Origin of the sequence: Pectobacterium parmentieri (assembly GCF_001742145.1) — a bacterium.
Lineage (GTDB): Bacteria > Pseudomonadota > Gammaproteobacteria > Enterobacterales > Enterobacteriaceae > Pectobacterium > Pectobacterium parmentieri.
Genome location: NZ_CP015749.1, coordinates 1450815 through 1473477 on the forward strand (window position 1 = coordinate 1450815; position 22663 = coordinate 1473477).

Annotated in this window: 19 protein-coding genes and 1 pseudogene; all 20 read left to right on the forward strand. The window is 49.4% G+C overall.

The window, feature by feature from the left end:
• Nucleotides 1-46 precede the first annotated feature (46 nt).
• The 20 genes and pseudogenes from tssH to A8F97_RS06500 all read left to right on the forward strand — a co-directional run bounded on the left by tssH (nucleotide 47) and on the right by A8F97_RS06500 (nucleotide 22481).
• A complete protein-coding gene (tssH, locus tag A8F97_RS06410; protein ID WP_033071544.1) occupies nucleotides 47-2656 on the forward strand; it encodes a type VI secretion system ATPase TssH in 2610 nt (869 codons plus the stop codon).
• Between the two features lie 29 nt (nucleotides 2657-2685).
• Complete coding sequence (locus A8F97_RS06415) at nucleotides 2686-4116, forward strand: serine/threonine protein kinase (RefSeq protein ID WP_033071543.1); 1431 nt, start codon at nucleotides 2686-2688, stop codon at nucleotides 4114-4116.
• Between the two features lie 17 nt (nucleotides 4117-4133).
• Nucleotides 4134-6341, forward strand: a complete 2208-nt coding sequence (locus tag A8F97_RS06420) for a type VI secretion system Vgr family protein (RefSeq protein WP_033071542.1) — start codon at nucleotides 4134-4136, stop codon at nucleotides 6339-6341.
• Between the two features lie 8 nt (nucleotides 6342-6349).
• Complete coding sequence (locus A8F97_RS06425; RefSeq protein WP_033071541.1) at nucleotides 6350-6730, forward strand: hypothetical protein; 381 nt, start codon at nucleotides 6350-6352, stop codon at nucleotides 6728-6730.
• Nucleotides 6731-7031: 301 nt separating this feature from the next.
• On the forward strand, nucleotides 7032-7415 hold the full coding sequence (locus A8F97_RS06430) for a hypothetical protein (protein WP_033072041.1): 384 nt from the start codon (nucleotides 7032-7034) through the stop codon (nucleotides 7413-7415).
• A 283-nt stretch (nucleotides 7416-7698) separates the two neighbouring features.
• Entirely contained in the window at nucleotides 7699-8082 is a 384-nt protein-coding gene (locus A8F97_RS06435) for a hypothetical protein (protein ID WP_033071540.1), read from the forward strand.
• Between the two features lie 100 nt (nucleotides 8083-8182).
• Nucleotides 8183-10723 (forward strand): DUF2169 family type VI secretion system accessory protein, encoded by a 2541-nt coding sequence (locus tag A8F97_RS06440; protein WP_033071539.1) that lies wholly within the window; start codon nucleotides 8183-8185, stop codon nucleotides 10721-10723.
• Complete coding sequence (locus tag A8F97_RS06445; protein ID WP_033071538.1) at nucleotides 10720-11790, forward strand: pentapeptide repeat-containing protein; 1071 nt, start codon at nucleotides 10720-10722, stop codon at nucleotides 11788-11790. Before A8F97_RS06440 ends, A8F97_RS06445 begins: the two co-directional genes overlap by 4 nt.
• Before the next feature lie 12 nt (nucleotides 11791-11802).
• The gene (locus tag A8F97_RS06450; protein WP_014700073.1) at nucleotides 11803-12408 is read left to right on the forward strand and encodes a DUF3540 domain-containing protein; all 606 of its coding nucleotides are present in this window, start codon (nucleotides 11803-11805) and stop codon (nucleotides 12406-12408) included.
• Nucleotides 12409-12417: 9 nt separating this feature from the next.
• On the forward strand, nucleotides 12418-12810 hold the full coding sequence (locus A8F97_RS06455; RefSeq protein WP_014700072.1) for a DUF4150 domain-containing protein: 393 nt from the start codon (nucleotides 12418-12420) through the stop codon (nucleotides 12808-12810).
• A gap of 46 nt (nucleotides 12811-12856) precedes the next feature.
• Complete coding sequence (locus A8F97_RS06460) at nucleotides 12857-14818, forward strand: type VI secretion system Vgr family protein (protein ID WP_069704170.1); 1962 nt, start codon at nucleotides 12857-12859, stop codon at nucleotides 14816-14818.
• A 23-nt stretch (nucleotides 14819-14841) separates the two neighbouring features.
• Nucleotides 14842-15906: a PAAR domain-containing protein gene (locus tag A8F97_RS06465; RefSeq protein WP_033071536.1), complete on the forward strand. Its 1065-nt coding sequence runs from the start codon at nucleotides 14842-14844 to the stop codon at nucleotides 15904-15906.
• A gap of 24 nt (nucleotides 15907-15930) precedes the next feature.
• Nucleotides 15931-16377, forward strand: coding sequence for a hypothetical protein (locus A8F97_RS06470; protein ID WP_033071535.1), 447 nt, complete (start codon nucleotides 15931-15933; stop codon nucleotides 16375-16377).
• Between the two features lie 14 nt (nucleotides 16378-16391).
• Entirely contained in the window at nucleotides 16392-17471 is a 1080-nt protein-coding gene (locus tag A8F97_RS06475) for a hypothetical protein (protein ID WP_033071534.1), read from the forward strand.
• Nucleotides 17472-17905: 434 nt separating this feature from the next.
• Nucleotides 17906-18127: a PAAR-like domain-containing protein gene (locus tag A8F97_RS23035; RefSeq protein ID WP_083255952.1), complete on the forward strand. Its 222-nt coding sequence runs from the start codon at nucleotides 17906-17908 to the stop codon at nucleotides 18125-18127.
• 46 nt (nucleotides 18128-18173) lie between these two features.
• A pseudogene (locus tag A8F97_RS24045) lies at nucleotides 18174-18359 on the forward strand (hypothetical protein); the annotation flags it as partial.
• Nucleotides 18360-18462: 103 nt separating this feature from the next.
• Entirely contained in the window at nucleotides 18463-19617 is a 1155-nt protein-coding gene (locus A8F97_RS06485) for a DUF2169 family type VI secretion system accessory protein (protein ID WP_033071531.1), read from the forward strand.
• The gene (locus tag A8F97_RS06490) at nucleotides 19610-20902 is read left to right on the forward strand and encodes a Tle-like phospholipase domain-containing protein (protein ID WP_033071530.1); all 1293 of its coding nucleotides are present in this window, start codon (nucleotides 19610-19612) and stop codon (nucleotides 20900-20902) included. Before A8F97_RS06485 ends, A8F97_RS06490 begins: the two co-directional genes overlap by 8 nt.
• 11 nt (nucleotides 20903-20913) lie before the next feature.
• Entirely contained in the window at nucleotides 20914-21675 is a 762-nt protein-coding gene (locus A8F97_RS06495) for an ankyrin repeat domain-containing protein (protein ID WP_015730533.1), read from the forward strand.
• Nucleotides 21676-21737: 62 nt separating this feature from the next.
• Nucleotides 21738-22481 carry an ankyrin repeat domain-containing protein gene (locus A8F97_RS06500; RefSeq protein WP_015730532.1) on the forward strand — a complete coding sequence of 248 codons (744 nt, stop codon included), beginning with the start codon at nucleotides 21738-21740 and terminating at the stop codon, nucleotides 22479-22481.
• Nucleotides 22482-22663 lie beyond the last annotated feature (182 nt).

The following is a 22663-nucleotide window of genomic DNA, read 5'->3' on the forward strand; positions in this document are numbered from 1 at the left end:
TTTTTCCCTGTTACACCACCAGCTTCTTTCATTTAAGAGACTCGATATGTCAGAAATCAGCCGTGCCGTGTTATTCGGCAAGCTAGATACGTTGTTATTTACCTCGCTGGAAAGCGCCACCGCCTTTTGTAAACTGCGCGGCAATCCCTATGTTGAACTGGTGCATTGGCTGCATCAGTTGATGCAGCAACAAGAGGGTGACTTGCAGCGGGTCATCAGCCATTTTTCGCTGGATGAAAACACACTGACGCGAGATATCGTTGCTGCCCTTGACCGCCTGCCACGTGGAGCGAGTGCAGTCTCCGACCTCGCTGAACACATTGATAGTGCTGTGGAGCGCGCCTGGGTTTACGCCTCGCTTAAGTATGGTGCCACACGGATCCGTGGTGGCCATCTACTGATCGGCATGCTGAAAACCTTCAATCTCGCCAACGTGCTGAAAGGCATTTCCAGCCAGTTTGCCCATATTAACGCCGATGCGCTGTTGGAGCAGTTCGATACGGTACTCGGCAGCAGCAAAGAAGCGCAGCAGGCGCTAATCACACCGCCGGGCGTAGACGGTGCCGCCCCGATAGCCACCGATAGCACGCTGGCACAGTACGCACAGGATCTCACCGCGCGGGCGCGTGAAGGGCATATTGATCCGGTCACCGGACGAGACGAAGAGATTCGCCAGATGGTGGATATTCTGATGCGTCGCCGCCAGAATAATCCGCTGCTGACCGGTGAGGCTGGCGTCGGTAAAACGGCGGTAGTAGAAGGACTGGCGCTACGGATTGCTACAGGCGCTGTGCCAGCACCGTTGCGCGATGTGCAGTTGTGGCTGCTGGATATCGGCATACTACAGGCCGGTGCTGGGATGAAAGGTGAATTCGAAGCGCGTTTACAGGCACTAATCAATGAAGTGCAGTCCAGTCCAACGCCCATTGTGCTGTTTGTTGATGAGATCCACACGCTGGTCGGCGCGGGTGGACAGCAGGGCACGGGCGATGCCGCTAACCTGCTTAAACCGGCGTTGGCGCGCGGTCAGTTACGCACTATCGGCGCGACCACATGGGCTGAATACAAAAAATATATCGAGAAAGATCCTGCACTGACACGCCGCTTCCAGACTGTACAGATACAGGAACCGGATGAAGACAAAGCGATTCTGATGTTGCGCGGTACTGTTAGCGCACTGGAAAAGCATCATCAGGTGCTGCTGCTGGATGAAGCGGTCAGTGCGGCGGTGAAACTGTCGCATCGCTATATTCCCGCACGGCAGTTGCCAGACAAAGCCGTTGCCCTGCTTGATACCGCTTGCGCGCGGGTGGCGGTAAGCCAGAGCGCGCAGCCTGCGGCACTGGAAGATTGTTTACATCGCTTGAATGCACTGGAGATTGAAGCAGAAATTACCGCGCGTGAAACCAAAGTCGGCCTTGGTGACGCTGGGCGGCAGCAGGCGATTGCCGCTCAGCGCACGGAACTGGAAGCCGAACGTGATGCGTTGCAGCAGCGTTGGCAGAAGGAACGCGAGCTGGTTAATCAACTGATTGCGTTGTGTGGGCGTTGCGTGGTGGAAGGTGAAGCGGCATTGCGTGACGAATTGGGTATCGCTCGGCAGCGCTTGCGCGAGATACAGAGCGAAACACCGCTGCTGTTCGCGGCGGTTGATGCTGGCGTGGTTGCGGCGGTTGTGTCTGACTGGACCGGCATTCCTCTGGGTCGCATGGTAAAGAACGAGATTGATGCAGTACTCAACCTTGCTGACACCCTGAATCAACGCGTGATTGGTCAGCGTCACGGCCTGGATTTGATCGCCAAACGTGTGCGCACCGCGCGCGCGCGCCTCGACAACCCTAACAAACCGGTCGGCGTGTTTATGCTGTGCGGTCCGTCGGGCGTCGGCAAAACGGAAACGGCGTTGGCTCTGGCGGAGTCACTGTATGGTGGTGAGCAGAACGTCATCACCATCAACATGAGCGAATTTCAGGAATCGCACACCGTTTCCACGTTGAAAGGTGCGCCTCCGGGCTACGTGGGTTACGGCGAGGGGGGTGTGCTGACCGAAGCCGTGCGTCGTCGTCCATACAGCGTAGTCTTGCTGGATGAGATTGAGAAAGCGCATCCAGACGTACATGAACTTTTCTTTCAGGTGTTCGACAAAGGCTGGATGGAGGATGGCGAAGGTCGGCATATCGATTTCCGTAACACCATCATCATTCTAACCTCCAATGTCGGTACGCAGGTAATTAGTGCGTTGTGCGCCGATCCGGAACTGATGCCTGACCCTGATTCGCTCAGTGCCGCGCTGCGTAAACCGTTGTTGGAGGTGTTCCCGGCCGCGCTGCTGGGGCGTTTATTGGTCGTGCCATATTACCCGCTGAGCGATGCCATGCTGGCGAAGATTGTGCAGTTACAACTGGCACGCATTGTTCGCCGTTTGGCGGACAACCACGGCATTGAGACTGAGATCGATGCCTCCGTGGTACACCTGATCGTACAGCGCTGCACCGAAGTTGAATCCGGTGGCCGTATGGTCGATGCCATCCTCACCAATACCCTGTTGCCGCAAATGAGCCAGATGTTGCTCAGCGCCCATGCCCGCGATGAACACTATCGCCGTATATATGTGCGCTGTGAACAGGGCGAATTTGTTTGCCAATTCGATATCTAAAGCCGTTAGTAATCAGAGAGTTCTCGAAAATGTCGGAACACGATAATCCCCTGAACGTCCCCAATGCCTTGCCGCTGGGTTACCGTTTCAATGAGTTTGAAATTAAAGAAGTTATCGGTGGTGGTGGCTTTGGCATTGTCTATCGTGCCTGGGATCATCAGTTAGAGCGTGATATTGCGATCAAAGAGTTCATGCCGGCCTCGCTGGCGGTGCGCAGTGATGATCTCAATCTGGTACTACGCAGTGAACGCTTTAGTAAAACCTTCTACGCCGGGTTGAACAGCTTTATCCAGGAAGCGCGTCTGCTGGCCCGCTTCAACCATCCCAACCTCTTGCATGTGCTGCGCTTCTGGGTGCAAAACGACACCGCCTATATGGGCACGGTGCTCTACAGTGGTACCACGCTCTCCACGCTGCGCGAGCGTAATCCGCAGTGGGTGGATGAGGCTTGGATCCGTCGCCTGCTGCCGCCGTTGCTGGGTGCCATCAAAACCATCCACGAAGCGGGCTATCTGCATCGTGATATTTCGCTGGATAACATCCAGATTCAGAACAATGGCGAGCCGGTGCTGCTGGACTTCGGCTCGGCGCGTAAAACCATCGGCAACCTGTCGGATGAAAGTGAAACCATGCTGCGTCCCGGCTATGCGCCGATTGAGCAGTACAGCGACAATGACGAGAGTGAACAGGGCGCGTGGACCGATATCTACGCGCTGGGAGCCGTGTTGCATGCGTTGATCACCGGTGCTCCGCCGCCGGTTAGCGTGGTACGCAGCATCGAAGACAACTATTTGCCGTTGGCGCAGCGCGGTGTGTCAGGCTACTCCGTTGCGCTGTTGACAGCGGTGGATTGCGCGTTGGCGCTGAAGCCGGAGGATCGAACGCAAAGCATCGATACTTTTGCCAAACTCATCGCGTTACCGGAGCGCGAACCCGAGCTGTTTGACACCGAAATCAGCGAACCGGGCACCATGTTGGTGCTGGTAGACAACGTAGTAGACGCCGAGCCGATATCGCGAGTGACATCGCTGCTGCACCATCGCTTTGCGCTTCCTGGGCTGGTCGCGGTGGGCGTGTTGGTTGGCCTGGGCGTCGGTATGCTGATGTCGGGCGGTGCTGAGCAGGTGGCTCCGCCGGAAACCGTGCAAAACAGCGCGCCTGTGGCCCCCCCTGAACCCCAGGCGCCGGCAGAACAACCTGTTGCACCCGTGCAAGCTCAGATTACGCAGCGCGAACCCGAGCCAGTATGGGTTGCGCAGGTGTACATCAAGCTACAGCAGGGAGAACGTGTTGAGGTTAACGGCAAGCCGCAGGCGCTGGTTCCTGCCATGAATGGCTTCGCTGCGCTACAACTGGCCCCGGGCAACTACACTTTCGCTGTCAGCGGTCAAGGCGGCACGCGTGAGCAAACCTTGCAGATTAGTCAGGAAGGCGTCTGGTTGCTCGATCCCCACAGTTAATCGTCAGGAATCTACTTATGTTCTCACGCATCACCGCGCAGCTGCCGATGGACGGCCTGCTGTTCTGGAAACTCTCGGGCACCGAGACGTTGTCCCACTCATTTGTGCTGACCGCCGACCTGCTTGCCACCGACGCACGGATTGACCGACATGCGCTGCTGGGCCAGCCGGTCACGTTCACACTGCCGACGCAGAGCCTGCTGAGCCCGCGCTACCTCAACGGCAAAATCACTCGGGTCGCGGTGCGCAGCGAAGAGCTGAGCGGCACGCGCTACGCGGTCTACACGCTGACGGTGGAATCGGACCTGTGGCCGATGCGGCGTGACCGCAACCTGCGCATCTTCCAGAGTCAGACGGTGCCGCAGATAGTGCAGACGCTGCTGAAAGAGTACGGAGTAAATGTGGAGATGTGTTTATCGGGCAGCTACCGGATGTGGGAGTACTGTGTGCAGTATCAGGAGAGCAGCCTGGACTTTATCAGCCGGTTGATGGAGCTGGAAGGGATTTACTACTGGTTCCGCCACGAGCAGGAGCGCCACACGCTGGTATTGTGCGACGCCACGGGCCAGCACAAGGCATTTCCCGGCTACGAGACGATGACATATCACGCAACGCCGTCGGGTGGCAGCGTGACGGAAGAGGGCATCAGCCAGTGGTCGCTGGCAGAGAGCGTCACGCCGGGAATGTACAGCACGGACGATTACGATTTTCGCAAGCCAAACGCGTGGATGCTTCAGGCGCGGCAGAATCCGGCGTCGCCGACGCCGGGCTCGGTGGACGTGTACGACTGGCCGGGTCATTTTGTGGACCACAGCCACGGCGAGTTTTACACGCGTATCCGTCAGGAGGTGTGGCAGGTAGAGCACCACAGCGTGAGCGGGTCGGGTACGGTGACGGGCATTGCACCGGGGTTTACCTTTGGTCTCCTTAACGCGCCGCATTTTAGCGACAACGGTGAGTATCTGGTGACATCGGCGACGTATGTGTTTGAGGAAAACAGCTACGCCAGCGGTGATAGCGGAGGCTCGAAACACAACATTGCGTTCACGGTGCTGCCTGCGTCGGTAACGTTCCGGGCGGAGCCGACGACGGCGTGGCCGAAGACGCACGGCCCGCAGACGGCGAAGGTGGTGGGCCCGCAGGGAGAATCTATCTGGACGGACCGGTACGGCCGGGTGAAGGTAAAGTTCCACTGGGATCGACTGGCGAAGGGCGACGACAGCAGCTCGTGCTGGGTACGTGTATCGAGCGCCTGGGCGGGTCAGGGATTTGGCGGGGTGCAGATCCCGCGCGTGGGCGATGAAGTAGTGGTGGACTTCATCAACGGCGACCCGGACCGCCCGCTGATCATCGGCCGGGTGTACAACGAGGCGAGCATGCCGCCGTGGAATCTCCCCGAGGATGCGACACGTATGGGTTTTATGAGCCGCAGCAAAGACGGGCATCATGACAACTCCAGCTTCCTGTTTTTTGAGGATAAGTCGGGGGATGAACTGCTCAATATGCATGCTGAGAAGGACATGAGCATCTCAGTGGAGAATGACAAGACCATCGCCATTGAAGGTTGCCGCACGACCACTATCGGCAAAGAACAGAGCGATAAAGTAACCGGTGATGCCACATTCCATTACAAGCAAAAGCGGACGACAACAGTTGATGATGCTGAGATTAATACATTTAATAATGGTGAATTTACAACTATAAAAAATGGACGTACTTTAAAAATAACAAGCGGTGGAGACGAAATATCAATTAATGGTGATAAAAAAACTCGAATTAAAGGTGATGAAAAACGTGAACTTTCAGGTAGTTTAAACGAGGGAGTTGAAGGTGACGTTGTTGTTAACATTAATGGTAACTGGGATCAGACCGTCGTGTCGGGAAAAATTAATATTTTTAGCCCTAATGAGATTTGTATTAAGAGTGGTAAAAAAGTAAGCATAGAAGCGCCTTCGAGTTGGGTGAAAACTGCGCTTCATTCTTTTTCAATGACTGGATTTAATGAAAGTGTTACTGGAAATAGTGTTTCATTTACTGGAAATAGTATCAGTGGGGCAGGAGTAAGTTCTTCGTTCACCACAGTCAGTAATAGCCTTACCGCCTTAAGTAACTCAAGTGCGTTGGTTAGTTATTCGATAAAAACCATTGATAATAGGCGCTCAATCACTAAAATTGAAGACTCTCTTCAAAATTTAGTTATTAGTGCAATACATTTATTTATATGAAGGTAAAAATGAATTTTTTAACTGAAACGCCGTTCATTGTCGGCATTGCAATGACTTTTCTAAGTTTTTTTATCGTAATATCTTTATTTAAACCGAATAAAAATGAACTGTTAGGAATAAAAAATTGGAAAACGCGAGATAAATGGCAAGGCACAATTGTTACAACTGAAATAAAGTCCTGGTCACAAACTGAAACTAAATATGGGAATGATTTTTTTTATAATTTTGACTTTCCTATTGATTTAAATGGAAAGAAAAAACTTTATACAGCTAAAGGATTGGTCGGGCCGAATGATATCCACAAACTAAGAAAAGGAATGGGAATTATCGTCAAATATAACGAAGATAGCCCACCTAAAGTTGCTGTTATTGATGTGATATATAAATAAGTATAACTTCATAGTTTCGGAATTTTACTGTTTATTTATTTTCCTGCCATAACGTTTCTTAGATGCTATTCATTATTTTAGATTTGAGCGGTGATATGGCGAATATTAAATAAATTTGAATGAGGTTTGTGAATTTCACTGGCTAAAATTTCTAATGTTGTGTTTTAAATGTGTGTAATAAAATCTTCATTGTAATATTCGTCTATTTATTCGTTTCATGTTATTTTAGAGGATTTATGGATTAGATAGTGACTATGTGAGAATGGCACTGTTTTTTCTCAAGAAAACTATAGAAGGGTTTATGTCTACATTCGGTATCGTAAATGTCATTTTGACTTTTTCTATCATTGCTGTCTCCTTTTATTTTGCGAATAGGATTGTAAAGAATTCACAGCGGCGCGATCCGACTCTTATTGAAACTGGTACTGATGTGGTTGTCACCATATTGTCAATGAAACAGAGTGGATTGTTTTTAAATAACAATCCTGTAGTGGATATGAACTTAAGATTAGCTGACTCTACAGGAAAAACATGGCTTGTTGAAAAACATCAAGAAACCGTGTTATTGATTTCTATTGACAAATATCAAGTTGGGAAAATATATATGGCGAAAAAAGATGAAAATACTGATTTTATTATTTTTATTAAAAATAGAAATGGTTGGCCAATTGAAGTAGAGAAATAAATCTATATTCGTTATATTTAAAAACGCATGAGTATTGGGAGGGGGGATGTTGTGGTTAGGTGTTTTATTTTGTTAAAAACAATGATTTTATCTTTATTTTAAATTAGTTAGGTGGTGTTGGTTACGGTGGGTGTAAGTTTTCATTAATGCTGCGTGTATTATTTACTCATAATTGCTAATCAGTTTTATATATTTAAACGAATTATTCATTACCTTGGAGGTAAGTCTTTGTCTCAAAATGTTACTATCGCCTTGCTCCATGCTTTTATATAAAAGAGATATTATGAATATTTTTTCTGACAACTTATCCTTATTCGCAGTTGGTGTGAAAATATTGATTGTCTTTGTTTCTCTCAAGGGGTTAAAGGGACAAAAAGAGGATAGCATACAGATTCAACAATGGCTTAGTCGAGAGTCCTGGGAAGGGGGAACTGCACAGGGTAAGTTAAAGACATGGAAGCAAACCACCACAACGAATAACTATAATCATTATTATATTCTGACATTTGAATTTTCTTTCGGTGGAACACCAAGAAATTATAGTGCAGTGATAGTACTTAACGCATCAGAGGTGATTAAACTAAAAAAAGGTGTTCCTTTGAAAATAAAACATCAGGAGATTCCTCCTGAAAATATTGCGGTGCTGAGTGTCGAATTTGATAATTAAAAATACTTACCGAAGTTATTCTCAATCACACCTTTCTTAATACTGGGCCAGGATCAGACCCGGCGTTTGTTTTATCTGTTGTTTAAAAAGGAACCCAGGCATGAAAATCATTAAACCACTGCGCCTGAGCGTACTTAATCGGCCATTTCGCTGGCAGGGAAAAAATCATTTAGGCGTTACGGTGCTGGCGCTGACAGATATGGGGGAAAACCCACAACTTCGTCCAGAAATGGAATTGTGGCAGTTGGCAGCCAATGAATTGCAAACCAGCGGTGGCGTTATCGATCTGGCTATTCCCAAAGTGTGTGCGGAGTTTCTGGCGACCGGTCATGCCTATACCCATCATCAACGTGACAAAACCGCCTGTGCGGCGCGGATTGAAATTGACACGCTGAGCAAATCACTAGCGGTATTTGGCGATCGTTATTGGGTGAGGAATCAGATAACTCAGCCGCAGCCGTTTGAACAAATGCGCCTCGACTGGAGTCGCGCTTTTGGCGGAGAGGGACATGAGGAAAACCCTTATGGCATCGGTATTCACCCTGAAGTACATCAGGGACATGAATTCATCCGCTTACCTAATGTAGAAGCAATGACTGGGCGTTTCACCCGGCCTAAACAAATACCTGAGCCAGCAGGTTTCGGTCCGTTGGATATCAGTTGGCCGCGACGCTTTAGTCGCATGGGGAAAAAATATGATACCAGTTGGTTGCAGAATGATTTCCCTGGTTTTGCGCGTGATATTGACTGGAAAGTCTTCAATGCCGCTAGCCCCGATCAATGGTGGCCGGAACGTGACGCGTTACCGCAACAGGCTGCATGGCGTATCTGGAATATGCATCCGGAAAAAACGCGGCAGGAAGGCAAATTGCCACCGTGGCAGGCACGCTGCTTTATTAACCGCCAGCGTAGTGATGAAACGTTGTTTGAAGAGATTGCATTGCGCGCCACTACGGTATGGTTTTTCCCCCATCTGGAGCAGATGTTGTTGCTCTGGCAGGGAAATACTCGCATCAACGAAGACGATGCCGCAGATGTCTTGCAACTTGTACCCGCCCTGGAAATACAGGGCGCTCCGAGATCGGTAAATCACTATCACACCGTGCTCACGCAGCGTATGGATAAAGAGAAGGGCGCGCTGTTCTCTTTCCGCGAAAAAGATTTGATCCCGGAAGAGACAATCGGTCCTTGGATTGATAGCGAAGTGCAACAAACGCCAAGCCCGATGCGAGAAAACATGCAAAATCGCGCAACGCTGTTGCGTGAGCAGCACCGGGCGCGCCTGGAGGCGACAGGCGAAGAGGTTGGCGATCTGCTTAAAGATTTTGATGAACCTGAGTTGCCGAAGTTGGAAAGTCTGCCGGAGTTTATCGAAAAAATGGAACAGCAGGCACAGGAAATGCAAGAGCAGGCGGAGCAACATAAACGCGATCTGGAAGAAAAATATCCTCAGATAAAAAATGATGAGCATCAGCCTCGTGGTCCGGAAACGATGTTTAGCATGCAGGAAATACTGCACCGCAATAAAGATAGCCTGAGTGATAAAAAGCTGGCGCAAAGCCGCGATGCGCTGCACCAGATGTACCTGATGTCCGTTAACCGTCAACCACCGGCTCGCCGTCTCAAAGGCGATCTGGCACAGATTATCCGCCAGCGCGCTGAACGTACGCTAGCGCAGGGGGGCAGCTTCAGCGGTATGGACCTGACCGGTGCTGATTTCTCTGGTATGGATCTGCGCGGCGCAGATTTCAGCAAAGCGCTGCTGGAGTGTGCAGATTTGAGCAATTGCAAACTGGACGGAGCTAACTTCCATAGTGCGATGCTGGCGCGTACCGAACTGCATAATACGTCACTTTGTGGCTGTAATTTTGAAAATGCCAGCCTCGCACTGGCACAGTGCTGTTACAGCGATTTTTCCAGAGCGCACTTTAAAGATACGCAGTTACAAGAAGCATTGTTTGATCACTGCACATTTGCCGAGGCGACCTTTACCGAATTGCTATTCCGTGAGACGTGGTTTACCCAGTGCGGCTTTCACCGCGCCACGCTTAATGCCTGCATTTTTATGGAACTTAGCCTGCCCGGTCTCGATTTTTCAGATGCGAAGCTCACCAAAACTACGTTTCTTAAATCTACGCTTGAACGGGCCACCTTTAACGGCGCCCTGCTGGATAGCTGCTCATGGGTGGAGACTCAGGCGAATGAAGCGCGTTTTACGGGGGCAACCTGGTTAACCAGTGCAGTGGCTTCGGGCAGTTCAATGAATAGCGCGGATTTTACACAAGCAACGTTGCGGCAAAGCAATCTGCGCCAGGCCTCGCTTATAGGTGCAGTATTTGCGCTGGCAAAACTGGAGAATAGCGATCTGAGTGAGGCTGATTGCCAGCAAACGAATTTCCAGCGCGCCAATCTGGCTGGCAGTTTGTTTGTGCGTACCGATTTCCGCGAGGCGAATTTCACCGATGCAAATCTGATCGGGGCACTATTGCAAAAGAGCCAGTTAGGCGGGGCAAACTTTCGCGGCGCCAATCTGTTCCGCGCCGATCTTTCCCAAGCGTTTACCAGCAATACCACGCAGCTTGATGGGGCCTGGACGAAACGCATCAAAATCCTGCCAAAGCGTGATGGAGAAATTGTATGACAGCGCTCAGCGCAGCAGAGTTGCAGCAGCGAATTAAACAAGGCGAAGTGATCAGCGAATGGGTGCTGGATGGACTGGATTTACACGGATGCGATCTTTCGGGCGGTGTTTTTCAGGAAGTGTCGTTAATGGGGGCCAACTTACAGGGCGCAAATCTGAAGGAGTCGGTGTTTACCGAATGTCAGTTTTCTCGGGCTAACCTATGCAACGCAAAGCTTGAGCAGACGGTGTTTAACCAGTGCGAAATGAAATCGTTAATCGTCAACGACACCCGGTTAAACGAATCCGTTTTTAACCAGTGTGAACTCACTGGCAGCGATTTCTCGCGTAGCGCGTTATTTACCACGCAGTTTATGCGCTGCCCCCTCACGCAGAGCCAGTTTGCACAGGTTCAGCTCGATCGCAGCGTTTTTTTTGAATCACCACTGGATGACAGCCGATTTGATGGTTGCAAAAGTTTTTTCACTACCTTTTACGGTATTGATTTGCGCCAGACCGCTTTGAACGCGGGCGAATTTGAACGCACGGTATTTTTCAATTGCGACCAGCGCGGTAAAAACTATACGCAACAGCGATTTATCTGCTGTCAGTTTACTGACTGTGCGTTGGATGAGGCGCAGTTTAACGGTGCGCAACTTTCACAGTGCAATTTCAAAGGCGCTTCGCTGAAAGCCGCCCAACTGAACCACGTCAATGCCAGCCAGGCGCTGTTTATGGAGGCCGATCTCAGCGGTGCACAGTGTAGGAGCGGCATATTCGATCAGGCAATCTTTGTTGGTGCAACGCTGGTGCGCACTGATTTCAGTCAGAGTCGGTTTTTCCAGAGCATCCTGCAAAAGGTGAACGCTTCGCAGGCGCTCTTCACCCTCAGCGATCTCACTTACAGTGACTTTTCTGCGGCAGATTTACGCATGGCCGATCTGCGCGGTGCGACTTTTTCCCGCACGCGTATGCATCGGGCACGTCAGGAGAACGCGCAATTCTCAGGTCGTCAGGGCATCCTTGAATTTGATGAAGAACTATTGGCAGCCGAGGCCTGGAGCGCACAGCGCCAGAGCCGCAGTTGAGGAGAATAAGCAATGAATAATGTTAATCATAAACTGGCGCAGGCCATCTTACCGCCGGTACAAGCGTCTGGCGTTGTGACCCACTGCTTCGCCGATGGCAGTCTGACCGTTGAATGCGAAGGACGTGGCTGGCATTGCCGTCGCGCGGCGAGTTGCGTTATTGCGCCACAGACTGGCGACATGGTGATAGTCACCTGCACCGAAAACCAGATCTGGTTGTTGGCGGTGCTAGAGCGCGCTAATCCGCAAAAGGCAGAACTGAGCGTGCCTGGTGATTTACACATTCACAGTGCGGGTGAACTGAGCCTGAGTAGTGCCGCGCTGCGTGTCAGCGCTGATCAGGGCGATTGCCATATCAGCGATATGAATTACAGCGGCGAGAAGTTCTCGGCCTGGGTAAGCCTTTCACGCGTCGTCGGTAAACGTGCGGAATCTGTGTGGCAGACCATTACGCAGATCAGCCACAACCTGCTGCGTACCACGCGCAACACGGAGCAGGTGCGTGCCGGACAGCTCGATATGAAAGCAGATGATTACGCGCGTTTGCATGCGCACAATATGGTGATCACCTCGAAAGCGATCACTAAGGTCGACTCTGAACAGATCCACATGGGTTAAGGATTAACGATGTTTGCGAACTGCCAGCTTTTTGGTATGGACTTGGCTTTCCCTGATGTTTGCTTGACGCCTATGCCAGCGCCTGTGCCGGTTCCCTATCCGGATATCGCACTGGGACCAACCGCTATCCCAAATGCACTCAACATTCTGTTTATGGGCATGCCTGCACATAACATGGCGACGGTAACGCCACTGACTAACGGTGACAATCCTGGGGTAGCAACGGGTGTGGCATCAGGCACTGTGATGGGACCATCCCGGCATCTTACCGGTTCATTCACGGTGTTGCTTAAAGGGACACCCGCCACCCGTCTGACTAGCATGAGCTTGCAAAACTCAACCAACGCTATTGGCATGCGTATCGTTCCAAGCCAGTTCAAAGTACTAATGCTGGCACCTTAACGCATGACTTTCTCACGCTAATCCTTTTACTGACAGGGATGAATCTATGTTCTCACGCATCACCGCGCAGTTGCCGATGGACGGTCTGCTGTTCTGGAAACTCTCGGGCACCGAGACGTTGTCCCACTCATTTGTGCTGACCGCCGACCTGCTTGCCACCGACGCACGGATTGACCGACATGCGCTGCTGGGCCAGCCGGTCACGTTCACACTGCCGACGCAGAGCCTGCTGAGCCCGCGCTACCTCAACGGCAAAATCACTCGGGTCGCGGTGCGCAGCGAAGAGCTGAGCGGCACGCGCTACGCGGTCTACACGCTGACGGTGGAATCGGACCTGTGGCCGATGCGGCGTGACCGCAACCTGCGCATCTTCCAGAGTCAGACGGTGCCGCAGATAGTGCAGACGCTGCTGAAAGAGTACGGGGTAAATGTGGAGATGCGTTTATCGGGCAGCTACCGGGTGTGGGAGTACTGTGTGCAGTACCAGGAGAGCAGCCTGGACTTTATCAGCCGGTTGATGGAGCTGGAAGGGATTTACTACTGGTTCCGCCACGAGCAGGAGCACCACACGCTGGTGCTGTGCGACGCGACAGACCAGCACAAGGCATTTCCCGGCTACGAGACGATGACATATCACGCAACGCCGTCGGGTGGCAGCGTGACGGAAGAGGGCATCAGCCAGTGGTCGCTGGCAGAGAGCGTCACGCCGGGAATGTACAGCACGGACGATTACGATTTTCGCAAGCCAAACGCGTGGATGCTTCAGGCGCGGCAGAATCCGGCGTCGCCGACGCCGGGCTCGGTGGACGTGTACGACTGGCCGGGTCATTTTGTGGACCACAGCCACGGCGAGTTTTACACGCGTATCCGTCAGGAGGTGTGGCAGGTAGAGCACCACAGCGTGAGCGGGTCGGGCACAGCGACGGGCATTGCACCGGGGTTTACCTTTGGTCTCCTTAACGCGCCACATTTTAGCGACAACGGTGAGTATCTGGTGACATCGGCGACGTATGTGTTTGAGGAAAACAGCTACGCCAGCGGTGATAGCGGAGGCTCGAAGCACAACATTGCGTTCACGGTGCTGCCTGCGTCGGTAACGTTCCGGGCGCCCCCGACGACGGCGTGGCCGAAGACGCACGGCCCGCAGACGGCGAAGGTGGTGGGCCCGCAGGGAGAATCTATCTGGACGGACCGGTACGGCCGGGTGAAGGTAAAGTTCCACTGGGATCGACTGGCGAAGGGCGACGACACCAGCTCGTGCTGGGTACGTGTATCGAGCGCCTGGGCGGGTCAGGGATTTGGCGGGGTGCAGATCCCGCGCGTGGGCGATGAAGTGGTGGTGGACTTCATCAACGGCGACCCGGACCGCCCGCTGATCATCGGCCGGGTGTACAACGAGGCGAGCATGCCACCGTGGTCGCTGCCAGCGGCGGCGACGCAGATGGGATTTATGAGTCGTAGCAAGGATGGGCACAAAGATAATGCCAACGCCCTTCGTTTTGAGGATAAGGCAGGGCAAGAGCAAATCTGGATCCATGCTGAAAAAAATATGGATACAGAGATTGAGCACAGTGAGACACATAACGTCGGTGTCGATCGTCAAAAAACTATCGGTCAGGATGAACACATTACGGTTAAGCGCAACCTGGACGTTAACGTGGGTGTAAATTCAACCAGTAATACAGGAAACCAGCACAAGATTAACGTCGGTAAAAATCAAACCGTATTGACCATGGATAAAGAGGGTAATGCCCTGCTGGAAGCGACAAATTCTATCAAGTTCAAGGTGAATGATAACTATATTCTCATTACACCATCGACCATAGAAATTATTGTTTCTGAAGGGAATCTGAAGGCGGAAAGTATCACCGAAGCATCCTTTAAAGGCATAGAAATGACAACACTGGGTGGTGGAATAAATGCCGATTTCAAAGCTAATGAGGCGGTAAATATCAGCGGAACCAACCTGACGGATATCAAAGGTGCTGTCGTTAAAATTAATAGCTAATTTTTAGCAAAAGGATAGTGATTATGGGACAGCCTGCCGCCAGAGCGACCATAGATACCAGCGCGCATACCGGTCCAATACAATCCGGAAGCCCCGATGTGATTATCGGTGGTTTTCCTGCCGCCCGAAAAAGCGATACGTTATCATGTTCAAGCCACGGTAGCGGCGTGATTGTCGGTGGTTCCAGTACGGTTTTCGTGAACGGTATGCCGCTCGCCCGCAAAGGGGATAAGACACAGTGCAATGCCAGCGGCTCGCCTGCGCCTGTCAGGCCAAAACCTGCGGTGCCCCAGTACTGGGGAAGTTCACTAGCGAAAAAAGCGGGTGAAGATGGAATGGTGCACGGTGATGTCTATGATACCCGCGTACTCGGTGCCTATGCTAGCTTGGAGGATAAGAACCTCAACGGTGACTTTGATACCGCTTCGGCCGGTTTTGCGCTATCAGATATCACCATTGGCAATATGAAAAGTAAAGATTTACTGCGAGGGGAGATGCGCAACAAGGTCGCAGTTGCCAATGTTACCGGTTCATTGTACGGCGGTGGTAATAGTATTTATGGCCTGAATACTAATGCTACCGCGACAGGTATACAGTACGGTGGTTCCGCGGCTGCAGGTAAAGAAGGTACGTTGTATGGCGGCGTTGGGGGAGACGTTACCATCGGCACGGCAGAAGCCAAAGCCGTTGGTGAAGTGTATACCGGCAATAATGGGCGATACGGTTTTACTGCCGATGTTGGTGCGGAAGCGAAAGGGATAAAAGGCGAAGTTGTGGGTAATATAGATCTCCTGGGTATTCTGGTTGCGGATGCGAAAGCCGATGCAAGTCTGGGTTCAGTGGGTGGAACTTTGGGTGGGAATGCTTTCTGGGACACGACTGACTATTCAGCCAACCTAAGGGTGACAGGAGGGGTTGCAGCGCTAGTTGGTTTGAAGGGTGATGCAAGTTTAAAAGTGGCATTTAAACCCATCCTCGACTTCTTTGACTACTTATATGATGATGAATCAATTGCAGCCCCTATTTTGGTAGATAGCGGAAATGGGAAAATTATTACCGGGTGTGTTACTGTTTTAATTGGCGATTAAAAGGTTCATGGAGATTGTGGCGAAATGAAATGGGTAGGTTTTACTCTATTTATAGGATTTACATTGATTTATATTTGGAATGGGACAGATCTGTTTGAAAAAAAAGAGTGGCGTGCTTTTGGGATAAAGTTTATTGCTGTGCTGCTCGGTGCATTTTTTTTGGTTTTTTTTCTGGTGGGAATATCAAAGTTTATCCCTTTGATAACTAAAGAAACAGCGCGAACGTTAACCGTAATTATACCTGCATCATTTGTTACGGTATTACTTTCAAAATTTTTCGTCATTATGCTAAATACCATCTTTGATATTATCATACGTTTTCATGAGCGTTATAATACTGCTGAGAACTATTCAAAGTTGTCGTCATTGTTTAATAAATATGGGCCAAGATTGCGTATGCTGGCAAAATGTCTGGCATCGTTTGGCTGTATCCTTATGTTCTATGGCATCTGGTTTGGCAGCACAGTCTAAATTGAAGAGGTTTTATGAACACCGAGCATAACTATGCTTTTCCCATAGCCTTAACTACAAACATCGAAGACATTGAGGCGAACTACTGGAAGTGCTTGTACACCTCCACTGATAAGAAAATGCTTCAATACTGGGTGATTTTGCCAAAGCGCGCCAAGCCCGCAGAGCTGACTCCACAACACATTGCCGAAGTTGGTCTGACTAATCTTGGCCGCTACGTAACAGATGATGCGCAACCTTATATGGAAGTCTGGGCTGCTTATGAACGTTGTCAGTGGGAGATGAATCCCGCAGACTGGTTGTTTAATAAGCTGGAGTTGATGGGCGAGAAAGTGCTGAACCAGCGATTGATTGTACATCCATCCGGTAGCGGTCTGTTTGCAGATGTACTGACCCTTAAAATTCACTCCTCCGGGGATGAGGTTATTTCACGCTATACCGTGCAGAAGGACTACAATCCGGAAGAGGGAGGCGGAAACTATTTCCTGATTAAAGCCGCCTGTGCAGCACGCGATTATCCGGTGCTGGCCAACGATATTCACTTTACGGTGGTAAACTGGGATTTGATGCATCGCAGTAACCTGGCTCTGGCTGAACTGCTGAAGACAGTGAATCTCAGCAATAAACATGGCAGCAGCTTTAAAGTACCCGAGTCCTGGCAGGTGAAGCCGCTGACGGAAACGCGGTTGGTAGTTGAGCATACGTTTGAAGGCGTTAATTTCGGCGTGATTAATCTTTGCTTCTATTCTCAGGAGATGCTGTTTACAGCGCAGGATGTCTTTAGCGTTTCAACAAAACGGTTCCACGATCACGAACCAGCCGTCACGCTGACGACCGATGAGCTGAGCTCTATTCCGAACGAATTTAATTCATCGCTCGGAGAAACCCTCTTGACCTGCCGCGGGGACATTTTCAGCACTGAGGAAAAAATGCGCGCTATTTATCAGTGCTATATTTTCAGCGCGGGAAAGATCTGGTGCTATGTTGAGCTGGTCGGCAGACACCGCAATCACCGTGATTATCACTTTGAGGCCAATAAACGCTGTATGGATATTATTCTATCGAGCATCAATATTGTGAATTCTTTATCGTAATTTTGATGGCGGAGATAAAGCTGCAATATCGGGAGGGGTAATATTTTAGGTTCATCGCGACTTAGCGTGAATCAACAGTAAACTAAAAATCACGTTATTAGTTCGATAAGTTTATATGTAAAGGTGAAGGTGACTTTTAACTGAAAACACCGTTCATTGTCGAATTGTAATGACTTTTTTTGGTTTTTTTATCATAATTTTTTTATTCAATCGAATAAAAATGAATTGCTAGAAATCAAGAGCTGAAAAACGCGAGATAAATTTCAAGGCATGATTGTAATGGTTGAAATAAAGCCCTGATAACAAAATGAAACTAAATATGGGAGCGACTATTTTATAATTTTTATTTTCCTGTTGATTTCAATGAGGAGATAAAATATACACAGGCAAATAATATTCACAAAATAAAAAAGGAATGGGGATTATCGTCAAGCATAACGAAGATAGCCCACCTAACTTTCCCTGATGTTTACCTGACGCCTGTGCCGGTTCCCTATCCGGATATCGCACTGGGACCAACCGCTATCCCAAATGCACTCAACATTCTGTTTATGGGCATGCCTGCACATAACATGGCGACGGTAACAAACTCAACCAACACTATTGGCATGCGCATCGTTCCAAGCCAGTTCAAAGTACTAATGCTGGCACCTTAACGCATGACTTTCTCACGCTAATCCTTTTACTGACAGGGATGAATCTATGTTCTCACGCATCACCGCGCAGTTGCCGATGGACGGTCTGCTGTTCTGGAAACTCTCGGGCACCGAGACGTTGTCCCACTCATTTGTGCTGACCGCCGACCTGCTTGCCACCGACGCACGGATTGACCGACATTCGCTGCTGGGCCAGCCGGTCACGTTCACACTGCCGACGCAGAGCCTGCTGTGCTGGAAAAGAATGGCACCATCACCCTCAGCGCGAACAACATCAAGCTGGTAGGTGAGAAGGTGATCGACATTGACGGAACGCAGATAGATATCAATTGATTATGGAAAATTTTGCTAACTACAGCGCGTTCCCAGCGCAACTGTTTGAATCGTTCGATCAACACGATCACGGCTTTAGCGTGTTGGTGGCGCGTGTTAGTTACGATCTCGATATCATCAGCGGCAAGCTTACCCTGAGTGAAGATCAAGGTGAGCTGGTCGAACAGGATGAATACTATGATGAACCGGGCAGCAGCAGCGTGCGTTTTGAGAGCGATCTCGCTCCCTATAAGCCACGGTTGGATGTCGTGATCAACGGAACGGCGTGGGTTCCGGAAGACAAAGCCGTGCGCCAGTTCACCGTTGGTGTACGCATCGGTGATTTCATGCGTTTGCTGAATGTCTATGGTCCGCGCGAGTGGCGCAACATGGTCGCCAGTTGGCAGTTGACCGAGGCTAAGCCGATCACCAACCTCGATTTACGCTACGAATATGCGCAGGGTGGTTGCTACCGTCTAGATAAGGGGGAAGTGCTGGCCTCTGCATCAAATAGTGTGGGCATCGGTTGGTTACCGGCGAAGGCACAGAAACAGCTTAAGTTGCAGCGTGTGGACGCGCCGCAGTTTGAACTGTTACCGCAGCCGATTAAACACATTGATGATGAAACGCTGCCTGCCGGATTTGGGTTTTATGGTCGGGGCTGGACACCGCGTATTGGCTTCGCCGGTACTCATGACGACGCCTGGAAGCAGCAACGTCACCCGTTTCTGCCTGAAGACTTTCGCTTTGATTACTGGTGCGGTGCGCATCCATGGATGCAGTTCCCGCTGCCTAAACCATTGTCGCATGTGCCGGTGATGCTAAAGAACCTGATATCACATCAGGAGAAAGCCGGGCAGGAGATCAACTTTGCTGTGCCAGTAGAGACGCTGTTTGCATTTGTTACCACACAGCAAGGGGCTGGCGTGACCTTTGATCTACAGCTCGATACGTTGGTGATCGATCTGCCGAGCCGGAAAGTGCATTGCAGCTATCGTGCGGTCTTCTCCGAGCAGTTAGAAGTGGCAATGACGGAGTTGCGCTTTATTGCAGTTGATGAACGCAACGCGATGGTACAGCGTGCACAACACCAGCTTACCAACGCTCAAGACGACAGTTTCACCCCGCTACCGCCGTCACTCGCTGCACTTATTTCACAGGAGCAACGTCATGGCTGACAATTATGCCGCCCGCAGAGACGGTGTGTATAAAGTGGTGGGATTACTACCGGACTTGTGTTTCACGCCGGGTATTCAGCCGCCAGTACCGTATCCGGTAACGGCTACACTTGCGTCATCGAAGAGCACGGTAGATAGCGTGCGCTTAAATGGCCATCCAGCGTTTGTGTATAACATCAGCTTTGTTCCCACTACCATCGGCGATACCGCTGGGCGTAATAAAGGCGTAGTCAGCGGCACGGTAGAGGGCGATTGCTGGTCGATAGAACACAGCCCGGATACTTATATTGGTGGTTTCCCTATCAATCGGGTACAGGACATCTTTGCCATGAATGGCAAAGCTAAAGGAGGGCGCGGCGGTAATCTGACGAAGAAAGAGACCTGGGAACGACGTAAGGAACTGATTGCGAAAGGCAAGCAGAGCAAGGACCCGAAAGTTGTCGAGGCCGCGCAACGGCTTGAGCAAAATAATACTGGCATGGAAAAGGCCAGATTGGCTAAGCAGGTTTACGATACTAACCCTAAGTCTGGTAAAGATATTTTGGATGGCTGGGATGACATTAGTGATGATTCAGCCAGGCTAAAAAAATATGGGTTAAAGCCCCAAGATTTAAAAATCGATGAGAATGATGGGTTCAAAGCACGAATTTATGAGCCTGACAAGAAAGTATTTGGTGATGATATGTCTGCTTCCGTGGTATTTCGAGGTACACGCCCGACTTCAATCGAAGATTGGACAAATAATGCTAAGCAAGGTATGAATCTGCATTCCGATTATTACGAGCAGTCAGTCAGAATTGGCAACAAAATCATGATGAGTGAGTTACCAATTGATTGCACCGGGCATTCATTAGGCGGTGGTATGGCTTCCGCATGTTCTCGTGCTAGTGGTCGCTCGGGGTGGACATATAATTCGGCCGGATTAAATAGTAAGACAGTGGAAAAATATGGTGGTTTAGGAAAAACACCAAATAAAGAAAATATCAATGCTTATCGTGTTAAAGGTGAAGTGCTGACGGCAATACAAGAGCCTGGATTTTGGGGGGGACTTGCAGCCATAGGAGCAACCACCTATGCGGGAACCAAAATGGGAGGGATCTACGGTGGGATTGGCGGAGCATTACTGGGAGGTGCTTTAGTCACCCTTACCGCTTCATCCGTAGGAACTCGACACGAAATGGATGGTGGTAAAGGGGATCCTATTACTAGGCATGGTATGGACCAGGTGTTACCTTGCATCGAGAATGAGAAAGAGCATGATGAGTTAATATTATTAGGACTTTAACAGGAGAAATTATGCTTAGGTTACTTAAAAATATCCGACTGAAGAAAATATCTTCCGTTTTTTTATTATTACCTTTTCTGGTTTTTGGATGTCACGCAATGAAAAAATATCCCGCTGAGAATTTCTTTTCAGGAACGCAACTATCGCTGGCTCAGGCAATTGAAAAAAACGATGAATCAGAAGTCAAAAAACTTTCAGCTCATACGGACCTAAATCGCCCGGGTGCCCAAGATATGACTTTACTATTCTTCGCGATGCAAAATAGTTATGACAAACAAGCCAAACATTTGTCGATAGTCTCATATTTGGTTAGTGCCGGAGCAAGTCCATTACAGAAAGTTCCAAGTATGCGCAGCGTAGCTGAAGCTACCGCAAAGTCGGATGATCCTATATTCATTGCAGCATTAATTGATGGTGGTATGAGCCCAAATGTTGAAATAGAAGGCACCCCAATTATTTTCAGTTCAGCTTCCGAACATAGTCAAAAAGTCATGGCTTATTTAGTTAGCAAAGGTGCTGACGTTAATAGAAAGGATTCATTAGGTCAAACGGTTTTGATTGAATCTTTGTCAGGCTTTCAGCTCGACAGTGTTATCTGGTTATTGAATCATGGTGCCGATCCTCGGGTGATAACTGACAATGGCTGGGGTTTCAATAACATGCTTAGTAAAATTATTGAACGCCAATCGAATGCTAAAAATTCTGCTAAGTTAGAACAGATTAAAAATCTGGCGATTAATAAAGGTATGACATGGCCTCCATCAGATTATTAATCTTAAAAAAATAAAATTAATTATAATACAGGTATTGTACGAGGTTTTTTATAGGATAGAAAATGAAGAGAAATTTATCCAAATTTATTATTGTCACTCTTTGTTATTTGTTTTCCTCATCGGGATCAGCAATGAGATTTTATCCGCCGGAGAGTTTCTTCTCAGGAGAGCAACTTACACTTGCGCAAGCCATCGAGAAAGGTGACTTAACGGCAGTGACTTCTCTTGCTTTTTACACCAATCTTAACCAAGCTGGAAAGCAAGATATGACTCTGCTTTTTTATGCCCTACAGATTGCGAAAAGTCGAAAAACCTACCAGCTATTGATCATTACCCAATTGATAAAAGACGGTGCAGATCCATTGCAGCAGGTCCCCAATATGGGAAGTGTTGCTGAAGTCTTGGCAACATCGCCATACCCAATTTACATGCAAGCACTGTTGGATGGTGGAATGAGTGCAAATGCAAAAATTATGGGACGTCCAGTATTCTATCGTGCTGCTTCTGATAATACTTTATCAACGCTCAAGTTGATGGTGGAGAGAGGCGGTGATATCAATCAAGGTGATAGTTTAGGAAGATCGGTACTTATGTATGCACTGGATGGAATGCAATTAGATACTGTCGAGTGGTTATTAAATCATGGTGCTAATCCTAATATTGTTGAGACCAATACAGGTTGGTCATTTATGCGACAGCTTGATTATGTCATAACGCGAAATAATGGTGATACCGGTGCGACTCACAAGAAATTGATGGAGATCCTTCAGTTAGCTAAACAAAAAGGTGGTCATCCTCATCATTAACGATAAATATCAATAGTGATAAATATTTCACTTCACGGATTCAATAGTTTCCTTAAGCATAATTATGGTGACATGCAATGAATTTATTCATTGCATGTCACCATAACACTCGCTATTAAAAAACAAATGAATAATTAAATTCTCTTTCACGCATTTATACCACGGCCGTCACTCCGTATTTA

Bases quoted from the DNA above. Each gene is read 5' to 3' on its own strand.
- tssH (WP_033071544.1), top strand. From the start codon at position 47: ATGTCAGAAATCAGCCGTGCCGTGTTATTCGGCAAGCTAGATACGTTG.
- A8F97_RS06415 (WP_033071543.1), top strand. From the start codon at position 2,686: ATGTCGGAACACGATAATCCCCTGAACGTCCCCAATGCCTTGCCGCTG.
- A8F97_RS06420 (WP_033071542.1), top strand. From the start codon at position 4,134: ATGTTCTCACGCATCACCGCGCAGCTGCCGATGGACGGCCTGCTGTTC.
- A8F97_RS06425 (WP_033071541.1), top strand. From the start codon at position 6,350: ATGAATTTTTTAACTGAAACGCCGTTCATTGTCGGCATTGCAATGACT.
- A8F97_RS06430 (WP_033072041.1), top strand. From the start codon at position 7,032: ATGTCTACATTCGGTATCGTAAATGTCATTTTGACTTTTTCTATCATT.
- A8F97_RS06435 (WP_033071540.1), top strand. From the start codon at position 7,699: ATGAATATTTTTTCTGACAACTTATCCTTATTCGCAGTTGGTGTGAAA.
- A8F97_RS06440 (WP_033071539.1), top strand. From the start codon at position 8,183: ATGAAAATCATTAAACCACTGCGCCTGAGCGTACTTAATCGGCCATTT.
- A8F97_RS06445 (WP_033071538.1), top strand. From the start codon at position 10,720: ATGACAGCGCTCAGCGCAGCAGAGTTGCAGCAGCGAATTAAACAAGGC.
- A8F97_RS06450 (WP_014700073.1), top strand. From the start codon at position 11,803: ATGAATAATGTTAATCATAAACTGGCGCAGGCCATCTTACCGCCGGTA.
- A8F97_RS06455 (WP_014700072.1), top strand. From the start codon at position 12,418: ATGTTTGCGAACTGCCAGCTTTTTGGTATGGACTTGGCTTTCCCTGAT.
- A8F97_RS06460 (WP_069704170.1), top strand. From the start codon at position 12,857: ATGTTCTCACGCATCACCGCGCAGTTGCCGATGGACGGTCTGCTGTTC.
- A8F97_RS06465 (WP_033071536.1), top strand. From the start codon at position 14,842: ATGGGACAGCCTGCCGCCAGAGCGACCATAGATACCAGCGCGCATACC.
- A8F97_RS06470 (WP_033071535.1), top strand. From the start codon at position 15,931: ATGAAATGGGTAGGTTTTACTCTATTTATAGGATTTACATTGATTTAT.
- A8F97_RS06475 (WP_033071534.1), top strand. From the start codon at position 16,392: ATGAACACCGAGCATAACTATGCTTTTCCCATAGCCTTAACTACAAAC.
- A8F97_RS06485 (WP_033071531.1), top strand. From the start codon at position 18,463: ATGGAAAATTTTGCTAACTACAGCGCGTTCCCAGCGCAACTGTTTGAA.
- A8F97_RS06490 (WP_033071530.1), top strand. From the start codon at position 19,610: ATGGCTGACAATTATGCCGCCCGCAGAGACGGTGTGTATAAAGTGGTG.
- A8F97_RS06495 (WP_015730533.1), top strand. From the start codon at position 20,914: ATGCTTAGGTTACTTAAAAATATCCGACTGAAGAAAATATCTTCCGTT.
- A8F97_RS06500 (WP_015730532.1), top strand. From the start codon at position 21,738: ATGAAGAGAAATTTATCCAAATTTATTATTGTCACTCTTTGTTATTTG.